An 18304-nucleotide genomic window follows, 5' to 3' on the forward strand; every position below is an offset into this window, starting at 1 on the left:
AATTACTCTCTTTTTAATTGTAGTTGTCCACTTGAACGTTCTATTATTTCTTGTTCAAAGATATTTAGTTTATCATCTCTAATACCTAGCTCAAAATCTACCTTTTCGCTATACATTTGACCAATTACTAATATTTCATATTTTTCAAACAATAATTTCAACCAATTAATCTGTGTGTAATCAGACCTTAATTTATAATTTTTATACTGTACTTTTAATGTTGTTTCTAAGTTTAGTAATGCTTGTTGAATACCGTTACTATAAGCTCTTACTAATCCACCAGTTCCTAATAGGACACCACCATAATAACGTACAATAACAGCACTTATCTCACCAATATCACTTCCTTGCAATACTGATAACATTGGTTTTCCTGCTGTACCAACTGGCTCACCATCATCAGAAAAACCAAATTGTTGCGAATCTATTGGTGAACCAGCTACTGTTGCCCAACAATGATGACGAGCATTCGGATGTAGTGTTTTAATCTCTTGCCAAAATATTTTTGCTTCAGCAATACCTTCAGTATGACGTAAATAAGTAATAAAGCGGCTTTTTTTTATTTCTTCCTCAAAAACAACCGCACTTTTTGGAATGTTATATTCAATCATTCAATTTATTAAACTTTTAGGCTACCTGAGTTTGATGTATTATACCGCTTAAGTTTATTCAACAAACGATAAAATTCATGAATGAAATTACTGTTACTCAAACATTAGACACTTTAGGATTACGCTGTCCAGAACCTGTCATGTTAATAAGAAAACATATACGCTATTTAGAAAATGGGGATGTATTACTATTAATTGCAGATGATCCAGCAACAACAAGGGATATTCCAAGTTTTTGCCAATTTATGGAACATACTTTATTAAAAAGTGAAGTAGAAACAACTCCTTTTAAATATTGGGTAAAAAAAGGAAAATAGATATAAAAAATAAAAGACCACAAATAGGTGGTCTTTTATTTTTCAATGTTTGATTTAATTAGCGTTTATTTTTTACTAATTTTTCTGTCAATTCATAAGCACGTAGTTTCGCCAATTCTTTAGATAGTTTAGATGCCAACATTTCATAATTTGCATCACCATGACGAGAACGAATATTTTCTTCTGCACGTTTTTTCGCAGCTAAAATACGATCACCATCAAGTTCATCACCTCGAATTGCTGTATCAGCTAATACAGTAACAATATTTGGCTGAACTTCTAAAAAACCACCTGAAACATAAACAACTTCTTCTTTACCATCTTCAAGAGTAAGTTTAACAATACCAGGCTTAATTGCAGTAAGTAATGGGGTATGACCTGCCAAAATACCAAGTTCACCTTCAATACCCGTTGCCTGAATACTCTTTACTAGACCAGAAAATATTTGTTGTTCCGCACTAACTACAGTTAAATTAAATACTGACATGTTTTCTCCTTCAAGCCTGGTTAGTTGCTTTCAGAAGCAATTATAATTTTGCTGCTTTTTCTAATACTTCATCAATGGTGCCTGCCATATAGAACGCTTGTTCTGGAATATGGTCATATTCACCCTCTAAAATACCTTTAAAGCCACGAATTGTTTCTTTCAATGGAACGTATTTACCTGGCGTACCATTAAATACTTCCGCTACGAAGAACGGTTGTGATAAGAAACGTTCGATCTTACGTGCACGTGCCACTACTAATTTATCATCTTCTGATAATTCATCCATACCAAGAATTGCAATGATATCTTTCAATTCCTTATAGCGTTGTAATGTTGTTTGAACACCACGAGCTACATTGTAATGTTCTTCACCAACAACTAATGGATCCAATTGACGAGAAGTTGATTCTAACGGGTCAACTGCAGGATAAATACCTAACGATGCAATTTGACGACTTAATACGACTGTTGAGTCTAAGTGCGCAAATGTTGTTGCTGGAGACGGATCAGTTAAGTCATCAGCTGGTACATAAACCGCTTGAACAGAGGTAATAGAACCTGTTTTGGTCGAAGTAATACGTTCTTGAAGCACACCCATTTCTTCTGCTAAAGTTGGCTGGTAACCTACCGCAGATGGCATACGACCTAATAATGCTGATACCTCAGTACCTGCAAGGGTATAACGATAAATATTATCTACGAAAAATAATACATCTCTACCCTCGTCACGGAATTTTTCTGCCATAGTTAAACCTGTCAACGCTACACGTAAACGGTTACCTGGTGGCTCATTCATTTGTCCATAAACAAGAGAAACTTTATCTAATACATTAGAATCTTTCATTTCATGATAGAAATCGTTACCTTCACGTGTACGCTCACCTACCCCAGCAAAAACAGAATAACCTGAATGTTCAATCGCGATGTTACGAATTAATTCCATCATATTAACAGTTTTACCTACACCAGCACCACCGAATAGGCCAACTTTACCACCTTTTGCAAATGGACATACTAAGTCAATAACTTTAATACCTGTTTCCAAAAGTTCTGTACTATTAGATTGTTCTTCATAACTTGGTGGAGCACGGTGAATAGACCAATTTTCTTCCGCACCAATTGGACCTTGTTCATCAATTGGTTCACCTAATACATTCATAATACGGCCCAATGTTTTTGTCCCTACAGGTACAGAAATTGGACTATTCGTGTTGGTTACTGTTAAACCACGTTTTAAACCATCAGATGATCCCATTGCGATACAACGAACAATACCACCACCCAATTGTTGCTGAACTTCAAGGACTAAACCTGTTTCAACATTTAAGGCATCATATACTTTTGGTACTGCATCTTGTGGGAATTCAACGTCAATAACCGCACCGATGATTTGTACAATTTTTCCAGTTGCCATTACCGATCCTCTATTTGTTAAATTGCTGCTGCGCCAGCAACAATTTCATTTAATTCATTTGTAATACTTGCCTGACGAGCTTTGTTATACACCAACTGTAAGTCATTGATTAAATTACCTGCATTATCAGTTGCTGCTTTCATTGCTACCATTCGAGCTGCCTGCTCAGAAGCCAAATTTTCTACTACCGTTTGATAAACTTGAGACTCTAAATAGCGAATAAGTAACGAATCAAGTAATACTTTCGCATCAGGCTCATATAAATATTCCCAAGCCTGTTGTTTTTCAGCTAATTTATCATCTTCTAATTCAGGTAAAGGTACAAGCTGTTGTAAAATTGGTTTTTGCGACATTGTATTAACAAACTTATTGTAAACAATATAAACCGCATCAACCTCACCTTCTTTATAGGCGTTAAACATACCATTTGCAACACCAAGCAATTCTTCAACTGATGGTGTATCTCCCATACCTGAAAGTTGACCTCTCACTTTCATACCAATAGATTGGAAAAAACTAATACCTTTAGATCCAATTAAACCTAGTTCTACACCTATATTTTGTTCTTTCCATTTTTTTATTTCGGTCATTGCAGTTTTAAATAAATTCACATTTAAACCGCCACATAAACCGCGATCAGTAGAAACAATTAAAATACCAACTTTTTTTATTTCACGTTCAATCAAAAACGGATGTTTGTAACCAATACTGGCTTTGGAGACATGACTGATCACATTACGTATTGCGACAGAATACGGACGTGAAGCAGACATACGTTCTTGCGTTTTACGCATTTTTGAGGCAGCAACCATTTCCATCGCTTTGGTAATTTTTTGTGTACTTTTTACACTCGCGATTTTGGTTCTTATCTCTTTAGCACCTGCCATCTTGTCTCTCCATTAAAGTGTTAACTTACCATGCACTATTTGCTTTGAAGCTATCCAAAATGTTTGTCAATGATTCTTTAATTTCATCATTGTAATTACCAGATTGGGTTAATTCGCGCATAAAATCTGCATAGTTATGGTTAGCATACTCTAAAAGAGCCGATTCAAATGAACCAATACGATCTAACTCGACTTCGTCTAAATAACCAAATTCCACTGCAAATAACACTAATGCTTGCTGCGCTACTGATAATGGAGAATATTGTTTTTGTTTCAATAATTCAGTCACTTTTTGACCATGAGACAATTGTTTGCGTGTTGCATCATCAAGATCAGAAGCAAATTGAGCAAAAGCAGCTAATTCACGATATTGAGCAAGCGCAGTACGAATACCACCAGCTAATTTTTTTACTACTTTAGTTTGTGCAGAACCACCTACACGAGATACAGAAATACCTGGGTTTACAGCTGGACGAATACCTGAGTTAAATAAGTTAGATTCTAAGAAAATCTGACCATCAGTAATCGAAATTACGTTTGTTGGAACGAATGCCGAAACATCACCAGCCTGAGTTTCAATAATAGGAAGAGCGGTTAAAGAACCTGTTTTTCCTTTCACTTCACCATGAGTAAAACGTTCAACATATTCTTCATTTACACGTGAAGCACGTTCAAGTAAACGAGAGTGTAAATAGAACACATCACCAGGGAAGGCTTCGCGACCAGGCGGTCTACGTAATAATAATGAAATTTGGCGATAAGCTACCGCTTGTTTTGACAGATCATCATAGACAATTAATGCATCTTCACCACGATCACGGAAATACTCACCCATTGCACAACCAGAATATGGTGCAAGGTATTGTAATGCTGCAGATTCAGATGCTGAAGCAACGACAACAATAGTATTTTGTAACGCACCATGCTCTTCTAATTTACGCACTACGTTAGCTATTGTTGAAGCTTTTTGACCGATAGCGACATAGATACATTTGATACCTGAATCACGTTGATTAATAATAGCATCAATCGCTAGTGCTGTTTTACCTGTTTGACGGTCACCGATAATTAATTCACGTTGACCACGACCTATTGGCACCATTGAGTCAACTGCTTTATAGCCAGTTTGAACTGGTTGATCAACTGATTTACGATCAATAACACCAGGTGCAATGACTTCAACAGGTGAAAAACCATCATTAACAATTTCACCTTTACCATCGATTGGTTCACCTAATGTATTTACTACACGACCTAATAAACCACGTCCGACAGGTACCTCTAGAATACGACCTGTACATTGGACTTCCATTCCTTCTGCTAAATCAGCATAAGGTCCCATTACTACTGCACCTACAGAATCTCTTTCAAGATTAAGTGCCATAGCATAACGATTACCTGGTAATGCAATCATTTCACCTTGCATTACTTCACTTAAACCATGAATACGGATAATACCGTCACTCACAGAAACGATTGTCCCAGTATTACGAGCTTCACTCACTACATCAAATTGGGCAATGCGTTTTTTAATCAATTCACTAATTTCTGTAGAATTTAGTTGCATCTTTTATTCCTCTTATAATTGCAGCTCATTTGCTAGACGAGCAAGTTGCCCACGACTACTGCCATCAATAACAAAATCATCTGTACGAATAATAACTCCAGCAATAAGTGAGCTATCTAAGCTACAATTTAATTTAACTTTACGAGCTAATCTTTTTTCCATTGCTGCGACAATTTTTTCAGATTGCGCTACATTTAATGGTTGAGCTGATATGACTTGAACTTCTACTATTTTTTGATGTTCTTCAACATAATGTTGAAATTCTTGATAAACCGCAGGAAGCACAATTAAACGCTTATTTTCAGCCATTAACCGAATAAGATTTTGCCCATATTGATCAAGCTGGTCGCCACAAATTGATATAACAGTATCAGCAAGCTTATTAGAAGAAAATGAACTATTCAAAAATGTTTGCATTGTTTCATCTTTAATTAACTCAGATGAAAATTTTAACATTTCTGCCCATTTTTCAACCGTACTTTGCTCTACTGCAAAATCAAAAGCTGCTTTGGCATAAGGGCGAGCTATTGTAGTTAATTCTGACATAAGCCCAACCTTCTTATAGTTCTGCAACTAATTTATCAATAATGTCATTGTTTGCCGCTTCATCAACTGTACGACCAACAATTTTCTCAGCACCAGCAATAGCAAGTGATGCAACTTTAACGCGTAATTCTTCTTGAACACGTTTGCGTTCAGCAGCCACTTCCGCATAGCCTTGTTCAATAATTTGAGCTTTAGCTGCTTCTGCCTCTGCTTTCACTTCTTCTAAAATTTCATTACGGCGTTTATTCGCTAAATCAATGATCTGCTGAGCACGTACTTTAGCATCTGTGATTTCTTGCTCTACTAAAGCCTTGGTATCAGCTTGTTCTTTTCTTGCTGCTTCAGCAGATGCAAGTGCATTTGCTATTGCACGCTGACGCTCTTCAATCGCTTTAATAATTGGTGGCCAAACAAATTTCATACAAAATGTAACGAAAATTGCAAAGGCAATAAGTTGACCAATCAGTGTTGCATTTAAATTCACAACCACTCCTCCCTAATAATTATTGTTTAGATTACTCGATATGAGTAATTATTTGCTGTTATTTGCAAACCAACAATTATTTTAATAATTCGATGAATGGGTTAGCGAAGATAAATAACAATGCAATACCTACAGCAATCATTGAAATCGCATCTAGAAGGCCTGCAACGATAAACATTTTAATTTGTAAGCTACCAGCTAACTCAGGTTGACGAGCTGATGACTCTAAAAATTTACCACCTAAGATAGCAAAACCTAATGCAGTACCTAATGCAGCAACAGCAAGAAGAATTGCAGATGCGATGATCGTTGTAGTAATTACAGTTTCCATAATTTTCTCCATAAGATTGAAATTTAGACCTAACGTCCAGTTTTGTTTATAAAAAATTAGTGTTCAGTTTTGTTATAACCCATACTCAAATAAACAACTGTTAACATCATAAAAATAAATGCTTGCAGTGTAATAACTAAGATATGGAAAATTGCCCAAACTAAATGCATGAAAACACCCATTGAATTTAAAGCAAAATTATTTGCCATATACATTACAGCAATCAAAATAAAAATAAGCTCACCTGCATACATATTACCGAAAAGACGGAATGCTAAGGAAACAGGTTTTGCTAATAATGTTACTGATTCAAGTGCTAAGTTAACTGGAATTAACAATGGATGATTAAATGGATGAAGCGTATATTCTTTTACAAAACCACTCATACCTTTCGATTTAATAGTATAGAAAATAATTAAAAAGAATACGCCAATAGAAAGACCTAATGTACCGCTGATATCTGCTGTAGGTACTGCTCTTAGATATTCAATACCAAATAAATGCGCTAACTGTGGTAAAAAATCAACTGGGATTAAGTCTATCGCATTCATAATGAATACCCAGCAGAAAATAGTTAATGCTAATGGACCAATTGTACCACGTGGACCTTGAAAATTTTCTTTTACAATCCCATCAACCCAATCAACCATAATCTCAACAAAACATTGCAATTTACTTGGTACATCAGAAGTAGCTTTTTTTGCTACACGTGAAAAAATAAAAAGAAAAATAATACCTGAAACAAGAGAGAAGAAAAGTGTATCTAAATGAACATGCCAAAAAGAATCGCCTGTTGTAAGGAACGATAAGTGGTGGCTAATATATCCAGCTGTTGTTAGTTCTGCTGCCATGATTATTCCTTTTAATAATATTTTGTGAAAATTCTATATTTTTATGTATTTATCAACCAAAAATGGAAGAATGTTATTCAATATAATCGCAATAAAATAACCGCTAAAAAATGCTATTGGCTGCATTGAGGAAAAAAATTTAAATGTTGCTATAATACAAACAATCGTCAATAGGAATTTAATCCCTTCCCCATAATAAAAATAAGTTATTTTATTAGAAAACTGTTGTTTTTTTCTAAAAAAAACTAAAAATACAAACACACAATATGGCAAGAAAATAGCCATCGCACCAAGATAAAAAGAAATAGCCGTTTGCCATTGCCAACTCATTAAAACTAATGCTGTTATTAGTAAAATAAAACATTCAGCAATAATTGAAATTTTATACTTTTTCTTTGCTTGGGCTATTACTCTAGACATTATCTATACTGCTATTCTTGGTAAATAGCTAAATCAAAACAAAATTATGCCAGATTATACGCTAGTTTCAATTCGATTAAAATTCAAAAAATGTGAAATTGATCACAAAATTATATTTTTTAAACATTTATTTAAATTTTACTTAACAATTACTAAATGCCTTTCCCCTACAAGGGTTGGTACTTGTAGTTCTATTACTTTTTCAACTGTGAATTTAGGGTCTAATTGAAGAACTTCTTCTTGATTGTAAATTCCTTTTAAAGCATAAAAATAACCTTGCTTATTTGGTAAATGTTGACACAAATCAGTCATATCTTTTAAGGAAGCAAATGCTCGACTTAATACACCATCAAATGATTGTTTTGGTTGATAGTCCTCAACACGACTCAGTACAGGTTCAACATTAATAATCCTTAACTCACGTAATGCATTACGAATAAAACTTATTCTTTTACCTAAACTATCCAACAGTACAAAATGTTTTTCTGGATTAATGATTGCCAAAGGTAATCCAGGCAAACCAGGTCCTGTACCCACATCAATAAAACGATTACCTTGTAAATGAGGACTCACAACTAAGCTATCTAAGATATGTTTAACTAACATATCCATTGGATCACGTACTGAAGTCAGGTTATAAGTTTTATTCCATTTATGTAAGAGTAAAACTAACTTTACTAATTGTACTTTCTGTTGATCGGTTATCGAAAGTGCGGTTTGTTTTAATAAAATTTCTAACTTATCAACTAATTTTTGTTCAAGATTAGACATTATTCACCCCGTTTTAACATACCCTGCTTTTTCAAGTTGACGAGTAAAATTGAAATTGCAGCTGGGGTAATGCCTGAAATACGCGAAGCTTGCCCAATAGATACTGGACGATGTTGTTCTAATTTCGCACGCACTTCATTAGATAAACCAGAAACGACTGAATAATCAAAATTTGCTGGAATTGTGGTATTTTCGTGGCGTTTTTGACGCTCAATTTCTTCTTGTTGATGTTCAATATAACCTTGGTATTTAATCGCAATTTCCACTTGTTCAACCGCTTCTTTATCTTCCATTGCAGGTTGGAATGGTGTAAGTGCGGTCAAAATTTGATAATTAATTTCAGGACGACGTAATAAGTCTTCACCACTTGCTTCACGGACTAATGGGCTGCTTAGCACTTGATTTGCTTCTTCCAAATGTTCTGAACGTGGATGCAACCAAATTTGACGTAAACGTTGGCGCTCTAATTCAATATTTTCCATTTTTTGATTAAATCTTGCCCAACGCTCTTCACTAATCAAACCTAATTTCTGTGCAATTGGTGTTAAACGACTATCTGCATTGTCTTCACGCAATAATAAGCGATATTCAGCACGCGAAGTGAACACTCGGTAAGGCTCTCTTGTACCTAAAGTACAAAGATCATCGACTAATACACCAACATAAGCCTGATCACGACGTGGGAACCAAGCATCTTTTTCTTGTACAAATAAACCAGCGTTAATACCTGCTAACAAACCTTGTGCAGCGGCTTCTTCATAACCAGTTGTCCCGTTAATTTGACCAGCAAAGAATAAACCTGATATAGATTTAGTTTCTAAGGTTGGTTTGAGATCGCGTGGATCAAAATAATCATATTCAATTGCATAACCTGGTTTAACAATGCGTGCTTTTTCCATCCCTTTCATTGAATTTACGATCTTCATCTGCACATCAAAAGGTAAACTAGTTGAGATCCCGTTTGGGTAGATCTCATTACTAGTTAACCCCTCAGGTTCAAGATAGATCTGATGTGAATTGCGTTCAGAGAAACGCATAACTTTATCTTCGATCGATGGGCAATAACGTGGACCGATCCCTTCGATAATTCCTGCATACATTGGACTGCGATCCAAATTATTACGGATCACTTCGTGCGTTTGTTCATTAGTATGAGTAATAAAACAAGGAATTTGACGAGGGTGTTGATCTACTGATCCCATAAATGAAAATACAGGTAATTTTTCATCGCCGTGTTGTTTTGCTAAGATAGAAAAATCAATGGTTCTCGCATCAATACGTGGCGGTGTGCCTGTTTTTAAACGATCCACTCGTAAATTAAGATCGCGCAAACGTTCTGCAAGCATTACAGAAGCAGGATCGCCTGCACGACCACCTGTATAGTTTTCTAAACCAATGTGGATCTTACCTGATAAGAATGTACCCGCAGTTAAAATCGCAGCTTTTGCACGGAATTTCAAACCCATTTTGGTTTCAACACCTGAAACGCGATCCCCTTCTAAAATAATATCAGTGACTTCTTGTTGGAAAATATCTAAGTTTTCTTGATTTTCTAAAGCAATACGTACTGCTTGACGATATAAAACACGGTCAGCTTGAGCTCGTGTCGCACGGACCGCTGGGCCTTTACTGCTGTTTAATGTGCGAAATTGGATTCCTGCTTGGTCAGCGGCTGTTGCCATTAATCCACCCATTGCATCAATTTCTCTGACTAAATGACCTTTACCAATACCACCAATTGCAGGATTACAAGACATTTGACCTAATGTATCTATATTATGGGTAAGAAGGAGTGTTTTTAGTCCCATACGTGCTGGCGCAAGTGCAGCTTCTGTTCCTGCATGACCTCCGCCAATCACGATCACATCATAATTTTCAGTATAAAACATAATAACCTTTACTAATTTATCTTGTATTTTTCGATCTTTTGATCCTTTATTTTGCTGGTTGGCTATTCTACTGAAATTTACAGATCCTTAAAAGAAACATTTTATGATCTAGAATGAGTTAGGATCTGAAAAAAGGATCATACGTTAGTAAAAATAAGATCTTTTTATATAAAGAGATCTTATTATTGCTATTATTAAGATCATTAGAATCTGTGATTAAGATCTTTTTCCTATTTAAAATGAATAAGTTAGATCTTATTTTATCCTGTTAAGATCTCTCTTTTTAAGGTTAAAAAACTTGTGTAAAAAAAGCAAAGTTATCCACAATATAAAAATAAATCAATTTTATTCATTGCATAAAAACAGATTTTATACAGTTTTAAACTGACTTATCCACAGTTATAACAATATTTGAGTGCTTAAATGACAAACAAAAAGAGAATAAAAAATGATATGCAAAAAACTTAGCATATCATTTTTATAGAGGAAAAAACTACAATTGATTGGTGAATTGAGGTAACCATTCTTCTGCGGTTTGTTCAGGATCGTTAATATGTAACATATCCATTCTTAAAGAATCACAAAGTTGTAAAGCCTCTTTAGCTAACAGTAATTGTTCAACTTTATTTACTGCATGACAGAAAGTGTCATAGTCAGAATTTCCTAACCCGATCACCGCAAAGCGTAAATTTGTTAAAGGTTTTGAATGAAAAGCCAATTTTTCAAATAATGGCTTAATATTATCAGGTAATTCGCCCGCGCCGTGAGTTGAAGTGACAACTAACCAACATTTTTCATTGATAACGTCTTCAATACTTGGTCCGTGTTCTAATCGGACTTCATAGTCTTGTTGCTCAAGCACATCAGCAATATGTTCTGCGACATATTCTGCACCGCCTAGCGTGCTTCCCGTAATAATACAAATTTTGGGTTTCATTAATTCCTCCTAAAAAATAAGGCTTAGAAAAACTAAGCCTCAATGAAAAAATCAATTATACGTTGTCAATTTTACCTAGCAATGAACGTAAACGTTCTTGCCAGTTTTGGTGCTCACTCTTTAATTGCTCATTTTCGTTGCGTAATGCATCATAAGCTTGTTCTGATTGATTATTTTTTTCTTTTAATTCTTCTATTTCTAATTGAAGCAATTGAATAGTTTCAACTGCTTGTTTAATTTTTTCTTCTAGTTGATCTAAAATTTCTAAAGACATAAAAGCTTCCTCTACTATGTGATAAGTCTGGTTATTCTACTCTAGTTAACTTTGATTGTTAAACGGATGAATAAAATTTCCTTGCAACATTAACATAATTTCTAATTTCATTCGAAAAAATTATTATCATTTTTTTATTTTTAATTACGCAATCGATTGCTAAATGCTAAAATAGCGCTGAGTTTTGATCAACTAAAATAGAGGATAAATAAATATGAATAGAGCATTAGCCATTGAATTTTCAAGAGTCACTGAAGCAGCAGCATTAGCAGGATTTGCTTGGTTGGGGCGTGGTGATAAGGAAGCGGCAGATAATGCTGCAGTCCAAGCAATGCGTCTAATGTTAAATCAAATTGAAATGATAGGTGAGGTAGTTATTGGAGAAGGAGAAATTGATCAAGCACCTATGCTTTATATTGGTGAAAAAGTAGGTGTTGGTAAAGGTGAGGAAGTTTCTATTGCTGTTGATCCAATAGAAGGAACACGAATGACAGCTATGGGACAAGCTAACGCATTATCTGTACTTGCTGCAGGCGGTAAAAACACCTTTTTAAAAGCACCAGATATGTATATGGAAAAATTAGTTGTTGGTCCAGAAGTAAAGGGAATGATTGATTTAAGTTTACCTTTAGAACAAAATTTGCGCCGAGTTGCATCTAAAATGGGTAAACTTCTTTCTCAATTAACTGTGATTACATTAGATAAACCACGTCATCATGAAACAATCAAAAAAATGCAACAGTTAGGTGTGAAAGTACTTGCTATTCCTGATGGTGATGTTGCTGCTTCTATTTTATGTTGTTTACCTGATGGTGGGGTAGATATGTTGTATGGTATTGGTGGTGCACCAGAAGGGGTTATTGCAGCAGGAGCAGTACGTGCTTTAGGTGGTGAAATGCAAGCACGTTTATTACCTCGTGATCAAGTTAAAGGCAGTACTGTTGAAAATCAAGCAATTGCAGCAGATGAAATTCGTCGTTGTCAGGAAATGGGGATTGGGGTTAATCAGGTATTAAAGTTAGACGATTTAGTTCGTGATGATAATTTAGTTTTTTCTGCAACAGGCATCACAAATGGTGATTTATTGAAAGGGATTCATCGTAAAGGCAACTTAGCCACAACAGAAACCTTATTAATTCGCGGTCGTTCACGTACTATTCGTCGTATTCAATCTGTTCATTATTTAGATAGAAAAGATACTGCACTTTATCGAATTATTGGTGCATAATTTATTTTTTTCATAAAAAAGCACTATTTTTATAGTGCTTTTTTAATTTTTTCCAATATTAATTATTTTTTTCACAGAAGAATTTATGAAGAAGATGCATTATTTCGAGTACTTTAGGATCAGCAATATAATATAATCTTTCTCTATGGCGTTTTTCACAATCAATTAATTTTTTTTCTCTTAATACAGAGAGTTGATTTGATACAGAGGCTTGAGGTAATCCTGTTAACTTAGTAATATCAGTTACATTGCGTTTTTGGTCTAGAATGCAACATAAAATCATTAGTCTATTAGGATTAGAGAATGATTTTAAAAAAGAGGTTGCTTCATCACATTTCGAGAATATTTCTTCCATTATTTTTACTATACTCCAGTATGGTTTTTATTTTCTGTATTCTTTTTATTTATTAAATAAGCATATTCGACTTTTCTAAAATGGGAATAAATTTGGCTATTTATATTAATTAAATAGAGTTTTTTATTTATTTTATTCATTTGGCTGTTAATTGAAATTAAACTTTTTAAACAAGATAGATCAAGGTAATTGACTTGTGATAAATCTAAAATAAAACAAACTATTTTTTTATCTTTATTTAAAATAGTATTAATTTTATTTTCTATATAATCAATGTTAGCAAAATATAAATTACCTTCAATTTTTAGAATAACACACTCTTCTTTACAGCAGTCATATTGTTTGTATGATATGTCATTTTGATTAATTTGACTAATTTTAGGTTGGATAGTTCGATAAATATATGCTACCAAAGAGATAAAAATACCAGTTGCAAGCCCTATTTCCATTCCTTTAATCAGAGTTAAAATAATAGTTGTAAGCATAACTAATCCTTCCAGCTTATCGTAGCGAAAGGCTTGTTTTAGTGCTGAATAATCGATCATTGGGATAACTGCAATAATAATTGTCACAGATAGGATACTCAGTGGCATATAGTATAAAAAGTCGGAAAACCATAAAATGGTCATTAATGTACCGAATGCAGTAAAAATACTCGCTAATTGTGTTTGAGCACCAGCTTCTTCGTTGACAACAGAACGTGAAAATCCTCCCGTTACTGGCATTCCGCCACTTAATGCAACACCAATATTTGCTATACCTAAACCAAAGAGTTCTTGGTTAGCTTTGATTTGTTCATGTTTTTTTGTTGCTAATAATTTACCAATTGAAATGCTGCTGGCGAAGCTAACGAGACTAATTAAGAATGCGCCAGGTAAAAGTGCGTTGAGTTTTTCAAGAGAAATACTATTCCAGTGAATAAAATCAAATTTAGAGGGGATTTCTCCAACAATTTTGGTATTTTGAAAAAATAGCTGCCAGTACCATATGAAAAATGAAAGTAGCGCTATCACGATGACAGGTGAAAAGCGTCTTAGACTTTGTGAAAGCGTGTTATTTGATATATAACGTGAAAAATGCTTGATTGAATAAAGTAAGCCAAATCCAATGAGACTTAGACAAAATGTGATCCAATTAATATGTTGCAGATCGGCATATAAGGAAACAATAAGATCGTATAAGTTATCACCTTGTGCCTGAATGCCCAGTAAATGTTTAATTTGACTAAAGATAATGATAATTGCAGATGCCGTAGTAAATCCTATGTTGACAGGATTACTTAAGAAGTTAGCCAAAAATCCTAGACGTAAACTACTCATAATAATTAGGATTATGCCTGATAATAGTGCTAATAAAATAACAGTTGTCAAATAGTCTGCAGAGTTAGGGTCTGCATAAGAACTGGCAATGGAAGCGGTCATTAATGACGTAATAGCAATAGGACCAACAGAAAGTGTTCGACTACTACCAAATAAAGCATATAAAAGCAGTGGTGCAATACTGGAATAAAGACCAATATACGGTGGAACACCTGCTAAAAGTGCATAAGAAAGTGATTGTGGCACTAGCATAAGGGTAACCACAATGGCAGCTAAAAAATCTTGTCTAAATAATGTAATATTATAGTGAGAAAGCCAATGTGTAATAGGCAGATAACGTAACATAGAGAATTAGATAAGAAGGAAGTAGAAGTTTTTTGACTTCTACTTTTTATATTTTTATTGACGATTCCAAGGCATAAATGCTAACAAACGTGCCATTCCACAGAATCCTGTTGTTCCTGCTAATAATAAACCTGCACCAACAAAAGCGCATAATCCATAAAACACAGGTGATACTTGCCAACCTAAAATTGCCCCGAGCAATGTTAAACCTCCTGCAGCAATTTGGACTTGTCTCATCATTTCTAAAGGTTGAGAACGATTGAGGCGAGTTGGCTGGTTGTTGGCCTTCCAAGCATCAATTCCACCTTCTAAAATAAATGCTTGTTTGCCAGAAGTCAGCGCAGAGAGCAAACTGCTTGCTTGCTGTGTGCGACGTCCAGAACGACAATGGAAAATAACCACATTCGCATTAGCGGCATTTCCTTTTAATCCTTGACTTTCCAGTTGTGATAATGGTTGAAGCTCTGCGGCTTCAATATTTTCTCTTAAATATTCATCAGGTTGTCTGATATCTACTAATACTGCACCTTGTTTGAGTTTTTCACATACTTCATTGGTGCTAATTGTTTGAATAGTCATTTATTTTTCCTATATAAGTTAAGATTTGAATAAATTAATTGGAACTTTGAGATAAACTTGACCATTATCTTCTGCTGGTGGTAATGATCCTGCTCTCATATTGACTTGCACAGAAGGAATGATCAGTTTCGGCATAGAAAGTGTTGTGTCGCGATCTTGCCGCATTTTAACAAATTGAGCTTGCTCAATCCCATTATGAATATGGATATTTTGCTCTTTTTGTGCTTTTACAGTAGTTTCATAACAATATTCTGTTCGACCTTGCGGTAAATAATCGTGACACAAGAACATACGTGTTTGTTCTGGTAAGGCAAGCAATTTTTGTACAGATTGATATAAGACATTTGCATCACCGCCAGGAAAATCACAACGGGCTGTACCATAGTCTGGCATGAATAATGTGTCTCCCACGAATACGGCATCACCAATTAAATAACTGACACAGGCAGGTGTATGACCAGGTGTGTGTATGACAGTTACATGAAGATGACCAATTGAAAATTCGTCACCATCACAGAATAATTGATTAAACTGACTGCCATCACGAGCAAATTCTGTTCCTGCATTAAACGCTTTTCCGAATACATTTTGTACCGTAGTAATATGTTGTCCTATACCCGTTTTTCCACCTAATTTTTCTTGTAAATAAGGTGCTGCTGACAAATGATCTGCATGAACATGCGTTTCTAAAATCCATTCAACCTTCAATTTATGCTGTTTAACATAATTAATAAGGGTGTCGGCAGATTCTGTACTGATATAGCCTGCTGAATAATCTAAATCCAAGACTGAATCAATAACTGCACATGCCTGACTTTTTGGATCGCTTACAACATAACTGTAAGTATTTGTCGCTTTATCAAAAAAAGCTTTTACTTCAGGTGCAATGACGTTTTTCATTATCCTATCCAATCATTAATCTTATTTACAAGAACAGCGACCTACTTTTAAGAAACCTGCAATGGTATACAATAAAATGGCGCTCCCTAAGAATCCACCAATATAAGCCAAGATAACCAAGATCAGATCGATTGGTCCACCTAAATTGCTAATTGAGGATTCAGAAATTGAAAATAAAAAGAACAGTGCAATGACCCCACCAAATAAACCTAAAAAGCTGCTACCTTTTAAACGGCAAGACACCACGCCTTTTTCTTTGATTAATAAATAAAAGAAAGAACCTAAGACCACCACTACAACGAAGAGAAGTGGCCAAAAGAATGAGCCTAACATAATTTGGGTTACCGCCCAGAGTGTATCAAATTGCATTTCTTTCATTGTTAATTCTCCTTAAGCTAATCCGCGTAACATGCCTAAATAAGTTGGTTTTAAACCTAATGTTTTAATTGCCCATGTTGCCCATAATTCTTCTAACGGTGCAATGATGCCAGGGAAAGATGGCGTCAAGTGATTGTTATAGTCAAATTCAATTAACATGCCTTTACCCAGTTGAGTAATCATTGGGCAAGAAGTGTAACCATTGTAAACTTCATCACAAGGTTTTCCCGCTAACTCGGCTAATAAATGTTCTACTGCAACAGGTACTTGCCATTTAACACTGGCTGCTGTTTTTCCTTTCGGTACACCTGCGACATCACCTACTGCAAACACGTTTTTATAACGGCGATGACGTAGATTGTGTTTTTCAACTTCAACCCAACCATCTGCTGCAAATCCGCCTTCTTGCCAAGCTAGTGGTGAGTTACGCACTGCATCGGGTGCTCTCATTGGAGGTACAACGTTAATAAAATCATAATTAACGTCGACTTTTCCTTCAGGGCTGTTAAATGTTGCAATACGTTTAGCAGGATCAATCGCGGTTAACACGCGGTTATAATCTACATGGATATTTTTTTCAGCAAACAGCATTTTTAATTTTGCATCGACGATAGGTACACTGAATAATGTGTTATTGTGAGCGTTATAAAGCAGTTTAGATTTGTCGAGTGTGCCTCTTCTTTGTAAGTAATCACGAACAATAAAGGCATATTTTAATGGCGCACCAGCACATTTCATTTCTGTTGCAGGACGTAAGAAGACCGCATCTCCCCCTTTATTTGCAAACTCGTCCAATAATTGCCATGTTTTATAGGCACTAGATGGACTGTGATAAACACTACCTAGACCATTTTTGCCAATAAGATTAACATCCATCCCTTCTATTGCGTCGTAATCTAGTTTTAGACCTGTTGCAACAAATAAATAATCGTAGGTGATTTTCTCGCCTGTTGAGGTTGTTAGACTGTTGCTATCTGGATCAAATTCATTCACTGACGCTTGAATCCATTTTACGTTTTCAGGCAAATAATCCGCTGTTTGAGAGACAACATAATTTTCAGGTTTGATTCCCCCTGCAACAAGGGTAAAACCTGGTTGGTAATAGTGTGCGATACGAGAGTCAATTAAGGTAATTTTAGCCGTAGGATCAAGTCGAGCAGCTAGTCGAGAAGCAATCGTCAATCCCGCAGCACCCGCACCCGCTATAACGATATTGGCAGAAGAAGAAATTTTAGGCAAGTTTGCTTTTACACTGCTTGGTAATAGTAATCCAGTACCCCCAATTGCACTGAAGGTGCCCATTGCTAAACCTGAACGTATAAACTGACGTTTACTTTGATTAATCTGATCAAATTGACTCATTATTATCTCCCTTATATTTGGTTATTTTAATATTTTATTTTATAAATATTAA

At 35.1% G+C, this 18304-nt stretch carries 22 protein-coding genes; 2 read left to right on the forward strand and 20 right to left on the reverse strand.

Annotated features, from left to right (window positions below; all coding sequences use genetic code 11):
- Positions 1 to 2 precede the first annotated feature (2 nt).
- Positions 3 to 611 carry a YigZ family protein gene (locus tag K7G93_RS08420; RefSeq protein WP_160531563.1) on the reverse strand — a complete coding sequence of 203 codons (609 nt, stop codon included), beginning with the start codon at positions 609 to 611 and terminating at the stop codon, positions 3 to 5.
- 77 nt (positions 612 to 688) lie between these two features.
- On the opposite strand from K7G93_RS08420, the gene tusA reads away from it, so the two are divergent.
- Positions 689 to 928, forward strand: coding sequence for a sulfurtransferase TusA (tusA, locus tag K7G93_RS08425; RefSeq protein WP_115323312.1), 240 nt, complete (start codon positions 689 to 691; stop codon positions 926 to 928).
- Positions 929 to 986: 58 nt separating this feature from the next.
- Here tusA and K7G93_RS08430 read toward each other — a convergent pair whose 3' ends face one another.
- From K7G93_RS08430 to zapB, 13 genes are all read right to left on the reverse strand, one after another.
- Positions 987 to 1415, reverse strand: a complete 429-nt coding sequence (locus K7G93_RS08430; protein WP_049214372.1) for a F0F1 ATP synthase subunit epsilon — start codon at positions 1413 to 1415, stop codon at positions 987 to 989.
- Positions 1416 to 1455: 40 nt separating this feature from the next.
- Positions 1456 to 2829 (reverse strand): F0F1 ATP synthase subunit beta, encoded by a 1374-nt coding sequence (gene atpD, locus K7G93_RS08435; RefSeq protein ID WP_049214371.1) that lies wholly within the window; start codon positions 2827 to 2829, stop codon positions 1456 to 1458.
- Positions 2830 to 2846: 17 nt separating this feature from the next.
- On the reverse strand, positions 2847 to 3716 hold the full coding sequence (gene atpG / locus K7G93_RS08440) for a F0F1 ATP synthase subunit gamma (RefSeq protein ID WP_049214370.1): 870 nt from the start codon (positions 3714 to 3716) through the stop codon (positions 2847 to 2849).
- 25 nt (positions 3717 to 3741) lie between these two features.
- Positions 3742 to 5283 carry a F0F1 ATP synthase subunit alpha gene (gene atpA / locus K7G93_RS08445; RefSeq protein ID WP_049214369.1) on the reverse strand — a complete coding sequence of 514 codons (1542 nt, stop codon included), beginning with the start codon at positions 5281 to 5283 and terminating at the stop codon, positions 3742 to 3744.
- 12 nt (positions 5284 to 5295) lie between these two features.
- Positions 5296 to 5829, reverse strand: a complete 534-nt coding sequence (gene atpH / locus K7G93_RS08450; protein ID WP_115323313.1) for a F0F1 ATP synthase subunit delta — start codon at positions 5827 to 5829, stop codon at positions 5296 to 5298.
- A 13-nt stretch (positions 5830 to 5842) separates the two neighbouring features.
- Complete coding sequence (atpF, locus tag K7G93_RS08455) at positions 5843 to 6313, reverse strand: F0F1 ATP synthase subunit B (protein ID WP_115323314.1); 471 nt, start codon at positions 6311 to 6313, stop codon at positions 5843 to 5845.
- 76 nt (positions 6314 to 6389) lie between these two features.
- Positions 6390 to 6644: a F0F1 ATP synthase subunit C gene (gene atpE / locus K7G93_RS08460; RefSeq protein WP_049214366.1), complete on the reverse strand. Its 255-nt coding sequence runs from the start codon at positions 6642 to 6644 to the stop codon at positions 6390 to 6392.
- Positions 6645 to 6700: 56 nt separating this feature from the next.
- A complete protein-coding gene (gene atpB / locus K7G93_RS08465) occupies positions 6701 to 7495 on the reverse strand; it encodes a F0F1 ATP synthase subunit A (RefSeq protein ID WP_049214365.1) in 795 nt (264 codons plus the stop codon).
- Between the two features lie 33 nt (positions 7496 to 7528).
- Positions 7529 to 7915, reverse strand: a complete 387-nt coding sequence (locus K7G93_RS08470) for an ATP synthase subunit I (RefSeq protein WP_160531564.1) — start codon at positions 7913 to 7915, stop codon at positions 7529 to 7531.
- Positions 7916 to 8053: 138 nt separating this feature from the next.
- A complete protein-coding gene (rsmG, locus tag K7G93_RS08475) occupies positions 8054 to 8686 on the reverse strand; it encodes a 16S rRNA (guanine(527)-N(7))-methyltransferase RsmG (protein WP_224045839.1) in 633 nt (210 codons plus the stop codon).
- Entirely contained in the window at positions 8686 to 10575 is a 1890-nt protein-coding gene (mnmG, locus tag K7G93_RS08480; protein WP_115323317.1) for a tRNA uridine-5-carboxymethylaminomethyl(34) synthesis enzyme MnmG, read from the reverse strand. The genes rsmG and mnmG overlap by 1 nt, the downstream gene beginning before the upstream one ends.
- 493 nt (positions 10576 to 11068) lie before the next feature.
- On the reverse strand, positions 11069 to 11512 hold the full coding sequence (gene mioC / locus K7G93_RS08485; protein ID WP_049214361.1) for an FMN-binding protein MioC: 444 nt from the start codon (positions 11510 to 11512) through the stop codon (positions 11069 to 11071).
- A 55-nt stretch (positions 11513 to 11567) separates the two neighbouring features.
- The gene (zapB, locus tag K7G93_RS08490) at positions 11568 to 11786 is read right to left on the reverse strand and encodes a cell division protein ZapB (RefSeq protein WP_049214360.1); all 219 of its coding nucleotides are present in this window, start codon (positions 11784 to 11786) and stop codon (positions 11568 to 11570) included.
- 214 nt (positions 11787 to 12000) lie between these two features.
- Between zapB and glpX the strand changes: the two genes are divergently transcribed.
- Positions 12001 to 13014 (forward strand): class II fructose-bisphosphatase, encoded by a 1014-nt coding sequence (gene glpX, locus K7G93_RS08495; RefSeq protein ID WP_160531567.1) that lies wholly within the window; start codon positions 12001 to 12003, stop codon positions 13012 to 13014.
- 58 nt (positions 13015 to 13072) lie between these two features.
- Here the strand turns inward: glpX and K7G93_RS08500 are convergent, their stop codons facing one another.
- The 6 genes from K7G93_RS08500 to K7G93_RS08525 are packed head-to-tail and all read right to left on the reverse strand — an operon-like array spanning position 13073 to position 18252.
- On the reverse strand, positions 13073 to 13369 hold the full coding sequence (locus K7G93_RS08500) for an ArsR/SmtB family transcription factor (RefSeq protein ID WP_049214358.1): 297 nt from the start codon (positions 13367 to 13369) through the stop codon (positions 13073 to 13075).
- 8 nt (positions 13370 to 13377) lie between these two features.
- A complete protein-coding gene (locus K7G93_RS08505) occupies positions 13378 to 15033 on the reverse strand; it encodes a SulP family inorganic anion transporter (RefSeq protein WP_228400359.1) in 1656 nt (551 codons plus the stop codon).
- Between the two features lie 54 nt (positions 15034 to 15087).
- Complete coding sequence (locus tag K7G93_RS08510) at positions 15088 to 15612, reverse strand: rhodanese family protein (RefSeq protein ID WP_049214356.1); 525 nt, start codon at positions 15610 to 15612, stop codon at positions 15088 to 15090.
- A gap of 18 nt (positions 15613 to 15630) precedes the next feature.
- Positions 15631 to 16512 (reverse strand): MBL fold metallo-hydrolase, encoded by an 882-nt coding sequence (locus tag K7G93_RS08515; protein WP_191135283.1) that lies wholly within the window; start codon positions 16510 to 16512, stop codon positions 15631 to 15633.
- Between the two features lie 21 nt (positions 16513 to 16533).
- Complete coding sequence (locus K7G93_RS08520) at positions 16534 to 16890, reverse strand: DUF5368 family protein (RefSeq protein ID WP_049214354.1); 357 nt, start codon at positions 16888 to 16890, stop codon at positions 16534 to 16536.
- Between the two features lie 12 nt (positions 16891 to 16902).
- A complete protein-coding gene (locus K7G93_RS08525) occupies positions 16903 to 18252 on the reverse strand; it encodes an NAD(P)/FAD-dependent oxidoreductase (protein ID WP_226690903.1) in 1350 nt (449 codons plus the stop codon).
- Positions 18253 to 18304: the final 52 nt, after the last annotated feature.

It is taken from the genome of Pasteurella canis (assembly GCF_020810675.1).
Taxonomy (GTDB): Bacteria; Pseudomonadota; Gammaproteobacteria; order Enterobacterales; family Pasteurellaceae; genus Pasteurella; species Pasteurella canis.

Excerpts from the sequence above, each read along its gene's own strand:
- K7G93_RS08420 (WP_160531563.1), bottom strand. The coding sequence starts at position 611 with ATGATTGAATATAACATTCCAAAAAGTGCGGTTGTTTTTGAGGAAGAA.
- tusA (WP_115323312.1), top strand. The coding sequence starts at position 689 with ATGAATGAAATTACTGTTACTCAAACATTAGACACTTTAGGATTACGC.
- K7G93_RS08430 (WP_049214372.1), bottom strand. The coding sequence starts at position 1,415 with ATGTCAGTATTTAATTTAACTGTAGTTAGTGCGGAACAACAAATATTT.
- atpD (WP_049214371.1), bottom strand. The coding sequence starts at position 2,829 with ATGGCAACTGGAAAAATTGTACAAATCATCGGTGCGGTTATTGACGTT.
- atpG (WP_049214370.1), bottom strand. The coding sequence starts at position 3,716 with ATGGCAGGTGCTAAAGAGATAAGAACCAAAATCGCGAGTGTAAAAAGT.
- atpA (WP_049214369.1), bottom strand. The coding sequence starts at position 5,283 with ATGCAACTAAATTCTACAGAAATTAGTGAATTGATTAAAAAACGCATT.
- atpH (WP_115323313.1), bottom strand. The coding sequence starts at position 5,829 with ATGTCAGAATTAACTACAATAGCTCGCCCTTATGCCAAAGCAGCTTTT.
- atpE (WP_049214366.1), bottom strand. The coding sequence starts at position 6,644 with ATGGAAACTGTAATTACTACAACGATCATCGCATCTGCAATTCTTCTT.
- atpB (WP_049214365.1), bottom strand. The coding sequence starts at position 7,495 with ATGGCAGCAGAACTAACAACAGCTGGATATATTAGCCACCACTTATCG.
- K7G93_RS08470 (WP_160531564.1), bottom strand. The coding sequence starts at position 7,915 with ATGTCTAGAGTAATAGCCCAAGCAAAGAAAAAGTATAAAATTTCAATT.
- rsmG (WP_224045839.1), bottom strand. The coding sequence starts at position 8,686 with ATGTCTAATCTTGAACAAAAATTAGTTGATAAGTTAGAAATTTTATTA.
- mnmG (WP_115323317.1), bottom strand. The coding sequence starts at position 10,575 with ATGTTTTATACTGAAAATTATGATGTGATCGTGATTGGCGGAGGTCAT.
- mioC (WP_049214361.1), bottom strand. The coding sequence starts at position 11,512 with ATGAAACCCAAAATTTGTATTATTACGGGAAGCACGCTAGGCGGTGCA.
- zapB (WP_049214360.1), bottom strand. The coding sequence starts at position 11,786 with ATGTCTTTAGAAATTTTAGATCAACTAGAAGAAAAAATTAAACAAGCA.
- glpX (WP_160531567.1), top strand. The coding sequence starts at position 12,001 with ATGAATAGAGCATTAGCCATTGAATTTTCAAGAGTCACTGAAGCAGCA.
- K7G93_RS08500 (WP_049214358.1), bottom strand. The coding sequence starts at position 13,369 with ATGGAAGAAATATTCTCGAAATGTGATGAAGCAACCTCTTTTTTAAAA.
- K7G93_RS08505 (WP_228400359.1), bottom strand. The coding sequence starts at position 15,033 with ATGTTACGTTATCTGCCTATTACACATTGGCTTTCTCACTATAATATT.
- K7G93_RS08510 (WP_049214356.1), bottom strand. The coding sequence starts at position 15,612 with ATGACTATTCAAACAATTAGCACCAATGAAGTATGTGAAAAACTCAAA.
- K7G93_RS08515 (WP_191135283.1), bottom strand. The coding sequence starts at position 16,512 with ATGAAAAACGTCATTGCACCTGAAGTAAAAGCTTTTTTTGATAAAGCG.
- K7G93_RS08520 (WP_049214354.1), bottom strand. The coding sequence starts at position 16,890 with ATGAAAGAAATGCAATTTGATACACTCTGGGCGGTAACCCAAATTATG.
- K7G93_RS08525 (WP_226690903.1), bottom strand. The coding sequence starts at position 18,252 with ATGAGTCAATTTGATCAGATTAATCAAAGTAAACGTCAGTTTATACGT.